The sequence below is a fragment of the Micromonospora sp. SD12 genome (assembly GCF_052068495.1).
GTDB lineage: Bacteria > Actinomycetota > Actinomycetes > Mycobacteriales > Micromonosporaceae > Micromonospora > Micromonospora echinofusca.
Window position 1 is genome coordinate 1 of sequence record NZ_JBQHDF010000039.1, and the last position, 3,207, is coordinate 3,207.

The 3,207-nt window shown below is 75.0% G+C and carries 1 protein-coding gene and 1 pseudogene; both read left to right on the plus strand.

The annotated features are described in order from the left end of the window. Positions 1–64: 64 nt before the first annotated feature. Entirely contained in the window at positions 65–1,474 is a 1,410-nt protein-coding gene (locus ACTMS2_RS29185) for a carboxyl transferase domain-containing protein (RefSeq protein ID WP_357724039.1), read from the plus strand. A gap of 41 nt (positions 1,475–1,515) precedes the next feature. Beyond that, positions 1,516–3,207 (plus strand): annotated as a pseudogene (locus ACTMS2_RS29190) (type I polyketide synthase); the annotation flags it as partial.

A 3,207-nucleotide genomic window follows, 5' to 3' on the forward strand; every position in this document is an offset into this window, starting at 1 on the left:
TCCTGCGCCGTGAGCTGCGGGAGCGGTTCTGGCAGGGTCACGAGCGCAGGGTGAGCTGATCGCGATGACGGCGGTGATCAGCGAGCGGGACACCCGCGACCCGCTGCACCGGCTGCCCCGGCTGCTGGACGACGACTCCCTGACCCTGCTGCACGATCCGGACGACGTCGCCGCCGTGGTGGCCCGTGGCCGGATCGCCGGCGAGAAGGTGGTCGCCTTCTGCACCGACGCGACGGTCAAGGGCGGCGCGCTCGGGCTGCCGGAGTGCCTGCGCATCCGGGACGCCATCGAGCTGGCGCTGACCGAGGGCGTGCCGGTGATCGGCCTGTGGCACTCCGGCGGCGCGAAGCTGGCGGGCGGCGTCGAGTCGATGCACGGCATCGGCGCGATCTTCGCGTCCATGGTGCGGGCGTCCGGTCGGATCCCACAGCTCTCGGTCGTGCTGGGCCCGGCCGCGGGCGGCGCCGCGTACGGACCGGCGCTCACCGACATCGTCATCCAGGCGCCCGCCGGCCGGATCTTCATCACCGGCCCGGACGTGGTGCGCAGCGTCACCGGCGAACAGATCGACATGGCCGGGCTCGGCGGGCCGGACGCGCACGTGCGCCGGTCGGGTGTGACGCACGTGCCCGCCGACTCGGAGGAGGACGCCTACCACCAGACGCGGCGGCTCGTGGCGCTGCTGGCCCGGCCGGGGGAGTTCGACCCGGCCCGGGCCGGCGCCCCCCGGGACCTGCGCGCGCTGCTGCCGGACTCCCCGGTGCGCGCCTACCCCGTACGCCCCCTGCTGACCGCGCTCCTCGACGACGCCGAGCTGCTGGAGCTGCAACCGAAGTGGGCGCCGAACATGGTCGTCGGCCTCGGCCGGCTGGGCGGCGGCACGATCGGCGTCGTCGCGAACAATCCGCTGCGCAAGGGGGGCTGCCTCGACTCGGTCGCGGCCGAGAAGGCGTCCCGCTTCGTGCGCATGTGCGACGGGTTCGGCGTACCGCTGCTCGTCGTGGTCGACGTCCCCGGCTACCTGCCGGGCGTCGCCCAGGAATGGGGCGGGGTGGTGCGGCGCGGCGCCAAGCTGCTGTACGCCTTCGCCGAGGCCACCGTCCCGCGCGTCACGCTGATCACCCGCAAGTCGTACGGCGGCGCCTACATCGCCATGAACTCGCGCGCGCTGGGCGCGACGTCGGTGCTGGCCTGGCCGGACGCCGAGGTCGCGGTGATGGGCGCCGAGGCGGCCGTCGGCATCATCCACCGCAGGACGATCGCCGCCGCCGGGGAGACCGGGCGGGGCGAACTCGTCGCGCGACTCGTCGAGGAGCACCGGCAGGTCGCCGGCGGCCTCGGCCGCGCGCTGGACCTCGGCGTGGTCGACGAGGTCGTCCGCCCCGAGGACACCCGGGCCCGCCTGGTCTCCGTCTTCGCCGACGCCGCCGGCCCCGTCCGCCGGCGCGGCACCCACGGGAACATCCCGCTCTAGCACCCCGATCCCCCCACCGGTCCGCCCCTGGAGTGACGTCGATGCCCGACAACGAGGAAAAGCTGCTCGACTACCTCAAGCGGACGACAGCGGAGCTGCGCGAGACGCGGCGGAAGCTGCGCGACGCGGAGGAGGCGGCGCACGAGCCCATCGCGATCGTCGGCATGGCGTGCCGGTTCCCCGGCGGCGTGCGTACGCCCGAGGAGCTGTGGGACCTGGTGGCCGCCGGACGGGACGGGGTCGGCGGCTTCCCCACCGACCGGGGCTGGGACGTGGCGGAACTGTACGACCCGACGCCGGGCGTGCCGGGCAAGTCGTACACCCGCGAGGGCGGCTTCCTGTACGACGCGGCGGAGTTCGACGCGGAGTTCTTCGAGATCAGCCCGCGTGAGGCGCTGACCATGGATCCGCAGCAGCGGCTGCTGCTGGAGACGTCGTGGGAGGCGCTGGAACGGACGGGCCTCGATCCGGCGTCCCTGCGCGGCAGCGACACCGGCGTGTTCGCCGGGATGATGTACCACGACTACGCCGGCAACAGCTCCACCGGCGCGATCGCCTCGGGCCGGGTCGCGTACGCCCTGGGCCTGGAGGGCCCGGCGGTCACGCTCGACACGGCCTGCTCGTCGTCGCTGGTCGCCCTGCACCTCGCCGCCCAGGCGCTGCGCGGCGGCGAGTGCTCGCTGGCCCTGGCCGGCGGCGTGACGGTCATGGCGACCCCCGAGACGTTCGTGGAGTTCTCCCGGCAGCGGGGCCTGTCGCCGGACGGCCGGTGCAAGTCGTTCGCCGCCGCCGCCGACGGCACCGGCTGGTCCGAGGGCGTCGGCATGCTGGTGGTGGAGCGGCTGTCGGACGCGCTGCGCAACGGCCGCCGGGTGCTGGCGGTGGTGCGGGGCACGGCGGTCAACCAGGACGGCGCGTCGAACGGGCTGACCGCGCCGAACGGGCCGTCGCAGCAAAGGGTGATCCGGGCCGCGCTGGCCAACGCGCGGCTGTCGGCGAGCCAGGTCGACGTGGTCGAGGCGCACGGCACGGGCACGAAGCTGGGCGACCCGATCGAGGCCCAGGCGGTCCTGGCCACCTACGGGCAGGGCCGGGAGCGGCCGTTGTGGCTCGGCTCCGTCAAGTCGAACATCGGCCACACCCAGGCCGCGGCCGGCGTCGCGGGGGTGATCAAGATGGTGGGCGCGCTGCGCAACGGGCTGCTGCCGCGCACGCTGCACGTGGACGAGCCGTCGCCGCAGGTGAACTGGTCGGCGGGGGCGGTGTCCCTGCTGACCGAGCCGGTGGCGTGGCCCGCCGGTGACCGGCCCCGCCGGGCCGCCGTGTCGTCGTTCGGGGTCAGCGGCACCAACGCGCACGTGGTGATCGAGGAGCCCGAAGCGGACGGGTCGCCCGAGCCGGCGTACGCCGTCCGGCCGCCGGCGATCCCGTGGGTCCTCTCCGGACGGACGCCGGATGCCGTACGGGCCCAGGCCGCGCGCCTGGCCGACGCGGTGGCCGGCCGGGACCCCGACGACGTCGGGTTCACGCTGGCCGTCGGCTTCACGCTTGCGGTCGGGCGGACCGCGTTCGAGCACCGTGCCGCCGTGGTGGGCCGCGACACCGAGGAGTTGGTACGCGCGCTGCGGGCGGGCGTGCAGCCGACCGTGGCGGCCCCCGGCAGGTTGGCGTTCCTGTTCACCGGGCAGGGCGCACAACGACTCGGCATGGGCACCGAACTCGCCGCCGCGTAC